A 6,351-nucleotide genomic window follows, 5' to 3' on the forward strand; every position below is an offset into this window, starting at 1 on the left:
GTCACGGCACGCCTCACCCCGGGACGACGCGGCCGCCTCACCCCGGGTAGACCGGCGCCGTTCCCTGCGTCACCTTCTGCCACTGTGCCCCCGTCGGCAGCCGGACGATGCCGTCCACCGAGTTCGCCACCAGCGGCAACCCGTCGTCCTCGGCGGCGGTGACCTCCTTGACGCCGGTCAGCGCCGCGGGCGCCGGGGCGTCCGGCGTGGAGCCGTCGACCTGGACGTACCGCATCTGCTCCACGCCCCCGTGCTCGCGCCCGACCACCACGAGCCGGCTGTCCCCGGCCCACGACATGGCCGTGACCTCCTCCAGCTCGGGCGTCGCGGAGCGCAGTTCGACCACGCGGACGGCGGGCTGCTCGCCCGGCTTCTCCTCCCGCTCGATCAGCCCGATGAGCAGCGTCTTCTTGCCGCCCTTCTCCACGACGAGCGCGATCCGCACCCCGTCGGCGGCCACTCGCACGGACTGGATCCGCCCGTCCAGATGCGGCGTGCGCACCTCGAGCGGCTCGCCCTTGCCGTCCTCCACCAGCAGCAGCCGGGGATCGCGCGGGTTCCGGTCGGCCACCCACAGGCCGTCGTCCGCGTCCCAGCTGGGGGTCGTCAGCCGGTCCGACTCGCTCCGGCCCTGGCTGCGCAGCACCGGCTCACCGAGCGAACCGCCCGAGACCAGCGAGCCGACGTACAGCGACTTGCCGTCGAGGCTGACACCCGCGGCGGTGTGCTCGTCGCGCGAGACGGCCACCGACCGCAGGGCCGTGTCGCCCTCACCCAGCGCGCCGGGCGCCGGGTCCGGCTTGGTCTCGCTGCTGCCCGCCGGGATCCGTACGAGCCGGTCCTTGCCGTCGACGAAGTACAGGTAGTCGGGGTGACGCGCCGCGCTGCGGGAGGCGGCGGTCTCGGCCGCCGCCTGGGTCAGCGAGCACAGCTCGGTCCCGCCGGCGCGCAGCTCCACCTCGTCCACCGCGGGGCTGAGGCTCCGCAGCGTGAACAGCAGCTGGGCCGCCATCTCCTCGCACCGGTTGGTGCCGATGCCCGCGGCCTTGTCGTTGAGCGGCACGGTCAGCAGGCTGCGGTCGTCGGGCGTCAGCGCGCCGGCGCCCTTAGCCAACGCCGTACCGGTGGGGAAGCTCGATCTGACGACGGGGTCGAGCCACCGCGTGGGTCCGCTCAGCAGGGAGCGCACCATCTGCGTCATGGGGTCCACGCGCCGGCGCACGTAGACGGGGTCCGCGACCGCGGTGGGCTGCGTCTTCGCCCCGGCCGCCACGGTGTTCGAGGCGAAGTAGTACTTGCTGACGGACATGTAGTTGCGCTGGAAGTCCGACTGGCCCATGACGACGCCCTGGGGCAGCGCGTCGATCCGCCACTGCCCGCTCTTCTCGTCCTGCGTCAGGTGCACGGTCCTGCCGTACGTCCCGGTCGCGGGCGCGTACGACTGCTGCGCGTCCACGGTGGCCACCTTCGTGCCGGTCAGCACGTACGAGATCTCGCCGGTGTCCTCCCGGCCGCCCGGCCCCTCGGGCTTGGCGCCCGGCCCGTCGGTGAGCACCGTGGTGTACAGCTCCGGCCGCCAGGTCTTCGCGGCTTCCCCGGTCAGGTACTGGCGTGCCGTCTTGTACTGCGGATCGTCGCTGGTGAGCGCCTCCAGGAAGCCCTGCACGATCTCCGAGGGCGGCGCGTCCTCCCCCGGCGGCACGGCGAACACGCGCACCTGGGTGTCCTGGCGCGGTGTGGACTCCACGCTCCGCAGATCGCCGCTGTCCGGCATCGACGCGCACCCCGCCAGCACCAGGACGCCACCGGCGGCGTACGCCATCACGCGCGCGGGCCTGCGCCGGCCGCGCCTTTCGCGGTCAGCGCCCACGAGATGCCTCCCCTTGCCTGGTCGCCCCACCCGGCGCGCCCTCCCCGCCGGAAGCGGCGGCACCGCCGTCCCCCGCCCGGCCGCCGGTACGGCCCGTAGCGTCGTCACGCGTCCCCCTCGCCACACCGTTCTCGGTGCTCGCTGCGGGACCGCCCACACGCCCACCAGGCGCCGTCTCCGCGGCACCCGCGGCATCGCCGTGCTCGCCGTGCCCGCCGTGCCCGGGAACCCCGGCCCCGGCAGGACCGGCCTCCCCGTCCTGCCTCCGCGTGCCCGAGGCGGGCCGTGGCACCACGCGCGCGCCGTTGCCCGGCAGCGCCGTCGGATCGGCCGTGGCGTCGGCCGCCCTGGGCGGTATCGGGTCCCGCTTCGCCCCCGGTGCCGCGGATCCGCTCGCCGGCTGTGCCGGCACGGTCGCCCGCTTCTCACCGTCGCCGCCGCACGGCAGACCGGCGTCGTCGAGGCCACGGTTGCGCCGCGAGTCCTTGGGCTCCAGCGGTATCGGCGAGCCCCGCAGCGGCTCGTCCGCGGTCCTGGGCAGCGTCAGCCGGAACTGCGAGCCACCGCCCGGCTCGCCCCACGCCTGCAGCCAGCCGCCGTGCAGCCGCGCGTCCTCCAGGGCGATGGACAGCCCCAGACCCGTACCACCGGTGGTGCGCGCGCGTGCCGGGTCGGCCCGCCAGAAGCGGCTGAACACGCGGGTCGCCTCACCCGGCTTGAGCCCGACCCCGTAGTCCCGCACCGCGACGGCGACCGCGCCGCCGGCCGCGGCGAGCCTGACGATCACGTCGTTGCCCTCGCCGTGCTCCACGGCGTTGACGACGAGGTTGCGCAGCACCCGCTCCACCCGCCGGGCGTCGGCCTCGGCGACGACGGGCTGCTGGTCACCCAGCACGCGGATCCGCGTGCCCTTGCGCTCCGCGAGCGGCTCCGCCCCGCTGACCACCCGCCGCACGACCTCCCTGAGGTCTATCGGCTCCGCCTCCAGCGCCGCGGCACCCGCGTCGAACCGGCTGATCTCCAGCAGGTCCGCGAGCAGCGACTCGAACCGGTCCAGCTGGTCGGCGAGCAGCTCCGCCGACCGCGCGGTCACCGGGTCGAAGTCCTCACGCGCCTCGTGGATGACGTCCGCGGCCATCCGCACCGTCGTCAGCGGCGTACGCAGCTCGTGCGACACGTCCGACACGAACCGGCGCTGCATCCGCGACAGGTCCTCCAGCTGGCTGATCTTGAGCTGGAGGTTCTGCGCCATCTTGTTGAAGGCCTCGCCGAGGCGCGCGATGTCGTCCTCCCCGGTGACCTTCATCCGTTCCTGCAGCCGCCCGGCCGACAGCCGCTCGGCGATCCCCGCCGCCATCCGCACCGGTGTGACGACCTGGCGCACCACGAGCCAGGCGATGGCCCCGAGCAGCACGACGACGAACAGCCCCGCCGTCGCCAGCGTGCCCTTCACCAGACTCAGCGACTTCTCCTCCTGGGTGAGCGGGAAGAGGTAGTACAGCTGGTACGGGTCGCCGTTCGGGTCGTTGACCTGTTTGCCGATGACCAGGCCCGGCTGGGAGTCCTTGATCTCGTTGTTGTACGTGATGCGCGTGTAGCTCTGCGCGGCCGTCGTACTGCTGCCGATCCGCTCGCGCAGGTCGGCGGGCACGCTCCGGCTCCAGTCCACCTCACCGGAGGCCCGCTGTCCGCGCCCACCGGCGCCGTTCGCGTCGGAGGCCGGGAGCGTCACCACGTCGAAGGCGCCCTGGCCACCGCTGGACAGCGAGGAGACCAGGTCGCTCAGCCACTGGGTGACGTTCTGCGCCGGGCGGCCGTCCGCCGTGGCGACGTCGTCCCCGGTCCCGCTGGCCGCCTCGTCGGCCCGCTGCTTGGCCACCGCGAACCCGCCCGTGGCCTGGCTCTGGGACGCCTTCACCTTGGCGTCCAGCAGGCCGTTGCGCACCTGCCCGATGACGACGAAGCCCAGCAGCAGCACCACGCCCAGCGACATCAGCAGCGTCGTGACGACGACCTTGAGCTGGATGTTGCGGCGCCACAGCCGCATGACCGGCAGCAGCGGCCGGCGCACCCACCGCACGAACAGGCGGATGACCGGGCTGCCCTGGACACCGCCCTGGAGCAACCCGCTCTCCAGGAGCCGCCCCCAGCGGCCGCCCTTCCTCCGCCCGACAGGCCGCCCCGGGCGGGCCCCGGACCGGCCGGGCGCCGAAGCGGCACTGTCGCCGGACATGTCAGCTCGGCCCTGCCTTGTACCCGACACCACGCACGGTCACCACGATCTCCGGCTTCTCCGGGTCCTTCTCGACCTTGGAGCGCAGCCGCTGCACATGCACGTTGACCAGACGCGTGTCCGCCGCGTGCCGGTAGCCCCACACCTGCTCCAGCAGCACCTCGCGCGTGAACACCTGCCACGGCTTGCGCGCCAGCGCGACCAGCAGGTCGAACTCCAGCGGCGTCAGCGCGATCGACTGCCCGTCCCGCTTCACGGAGTGCCCCGCCACGTCGATGACCAGGTCACCGATGGCGAGCTGCTCCGGAGCGGGCTCCTCCGACCTCCGCAGCCGGGCCCGGATCCGGGCCACCAGCTCCTTCGGCTTGAACGGCTTCACGATGTAGTCGTCGGCACCCGACTCCAGGCCCACCACGACGTCGACCGTGTCGCTCTTGGCCGTGAGCATCACGATCGGCACCCCGGACTCCGCCCTGATCAGGCGGCACACCTCGATGCCGTCCCGGCCGGGCAGCATCAGGTCGAGCAGCACCAGATCCGGCTTGGCCTCCCGGAACGCGGCCAGCGCCTTGTCCCCGTCGGCCACGAACGACGGCTCGAAACCCTCACCACGCAGCACGATGCCGAGCATCTCGGCCAGTGCGGTGTCGTCGTCGACGACAAGGACTCGTCCCTTCATAAACGACATCATCCCATTCTCATAACGGTGGCGAAGGCAGTGGTGAGGTAGGTCACCGGCCAGTGACCATAGTCGCAGCAAGCGCCACTGTCTGCCCTCGCCCGCCCGCTGATGATCACCTCCGTGGTCTGCGCGATGGCCGTCCGGTGGGCGGAAAACCGGTCACGGCCGGCTCCGGCGGACGCGCGACCTCAGCCCGCCGCCACCCGGCGCGACCGCGCACACACCTCGGCGAGCGCCTCCGCCGTCACCGGCGACACCACGCCCTCCTCGGTCACGATCGCCGTCACCAGCTCCGGCGGCGTCACATCGAAGGCCGGGTTGTACGCCTGCGTCCCCAGCGGCGCCACCGGGATCCCGCCGCCCGCCTCCGCACCGGCCCCCGGCACCTGCGGCGCCACCAGCTCGGTCACCTCGTGCCCGGGACGCTGCTCCACCTCGATGGACGCCCCGTCCGCCGTGTCCAGGTCCACCGTCGTCACCGGCGCCACGACGATGAACGGCACATGGTGGTACCGCGCCAGCACCGCCAGCGGATAGCTGCCCACCTTGTTCGCCACCGCCCCGTCCGCCGTGATCCGGTCCGCCCCGACCAGCACCGCGTCCACCTCGCCCGCGGCGAACAGCGACCCCGCCGCGTTGTCCGTGAGCAGCGTGTACGCCATCCCGCTGCGGGCCGCCTCGTACGCCGTCAGGCGCGCGCCCTGCAGCAGCGGACGCGTCTCGTCCACCCACAGCCGCCGCAGCCGGCCCACCCGGTGCGCCGCGAGCGCCACCGCGAACGCCGTGCCCTCGCCGCCCGACACCAGCGAACCGGTGTTGCAGTGGGTCAGGATCCGGTGCCCGCCACCGGGCAGCAGCTCGTCCAGCAGCGCCAGCCCGTGCTCGGCCATCCGCCCACTGGCCTCGGCGTCCTCCCGGTGCAGCTGCCGCGCCGCGGCCAGCGCCGCCGCGGCCGCCTGCCGGACGTCACCGCCCTTGGCCAGCGCCGCCTCGTGAGCCGCCTGCGCCCGCCGCACCCCGACGGCCAGGTTCACCGCGGTCGGCCGGGCAGTCGCCAGCGCGGACGCGGCCTCGTCCACGTCGAAGCCCCGCACGGCGGCGAGCGCGACACCGTACGCCCCCGCGATACCGAGCAGCGGCGCCCCGCGCACCGCCAGGGAGCGGATCGCCTCCACCAGCGCGGACGCGTCCGTGCAGACCAGTTCGACCTCCTCTGCCGGCAGCCTCGTCTGGTCGAGCAGGACCAGAACGGGTCCTTCCGGTGGCTCTTCCCAGCGGATCGCCGGGATCTCGGTCGGCCGCTTGTCATCGCCGCTGTACGCGTACTGATCAGCCATGCGATCAGTCTGCCCCCAATCCGGCGGACAATTGAAGGTGCGCAGCCCAGACCGCGGCCGGTCACACCAAGACCACCCCATGGCACGATGGCTGCCAACCTGCCGCCGCGACCGCGGACGGGCACCGTGAAGGAGCGACGATGAACGACACTCCGGGCTGGGCCTCGCCCGGATCCGCCCCGTCCGACGGGCAGAAGCCTGACGCGTCCGGCCCTGCCGAGCCCGCAGA

The 6,351-nt window shown here is 73.4% G+C and carries 4 protein-coding genes; all 4 read right to left on the bottom strand.

Features of this window, described 5'->3' with window-relative positions; all coding sequences use genetic code 11:
- Nucleotides 1-37 precede the first annotated feature (37 nt).
- Nucleotides 38-1,870 carry an LpqB family beta-propeller domain-containing protein gene (locus tag RIN80_RS21580; RefSeq protein WP_309097276.1) on the bottom strand — a complete coding sequence of 611 codons (1,833 nt, stop codon included), beginning with the start codon at nt 1,868-1,870 and terminating at the stop codon, nt 38-40.
- On the bottom strand, nt 1,860-4,103 hold the full coding sequence (gene mtrB, locus RIN80_RS21585; RefSeq protein WP_309097277.1) for an MtrAB system histidine kinase MtrB: 2,244 nt from the start codon (nt 4,101-4,103) through the stop codon (nt 1,860-1,862). Before mtrB ends, RIN80_RS21580 begins: the two co-directional genes overlap by 11 nt.
- A gap of 1 nt (nt 4,104) precedes the next feature.
- Nucleotides 4,105-4,794 carry a two-component system response regulator MtrA gene (gene mtrA / locus RIN80_RS21590; protein ID WP_009188938.1) on the bottom strand — a complete coding sequence of 230 codons (690 nt, stop codon included), beginning with the start codon at nt 4,792-4,794 and terminating at the stop codon, nt 4,105-4,107.
- A gap of 179 nt (nt 4,795-4,973) precedes the next feature.
- The gene (gene mtnA / locus RIN80_RS21595; protein ID WP_309097278.1) at nt 4,974-6,122 is read right to left on the bottom strand and encodes an S-methyl-5-thioribose-1-phosphate isomerase; all 1,149 of its coding nucleotides are present in this window, start codon (nt 6,120-6,122) and stop codon (nt 4,974-4,976) included.
- Between the last annotated feature and the right edge of the window lie 229 nt (nt 6,123-6,351).

The sequence above is a fragment of the Streptomyces sp. genome, assembly GCF_031181705.1.
Lineage (GTDB): Bacteria > Actinomycetota > Actinomycetes > Streptomycetales > Streptomycetaceae > Streptomyces.

Coding starts and splice junctions, on each gene's coding strand:
- mtrB (WP_309097277.1), bottom strand. CDS start 4,103: ATGTCCGGCGACAGTGCCGCTTCGGCGCCCGGCCGGTCCGGGGCCCGC.
- mtrA (WP_009188938.1), bottom strand. CDS start 4,794: ATGATGTCGTTTATGAAGGGACGAGTCCTTGTCGTCGACGACGACACC.
- mtnA (WP_309097278.1), bottom strand. CDS start 6,122: ATGGCTGATCAGTACGCGTACAGCGGCGATGACAAGCGGCCGACCGAG.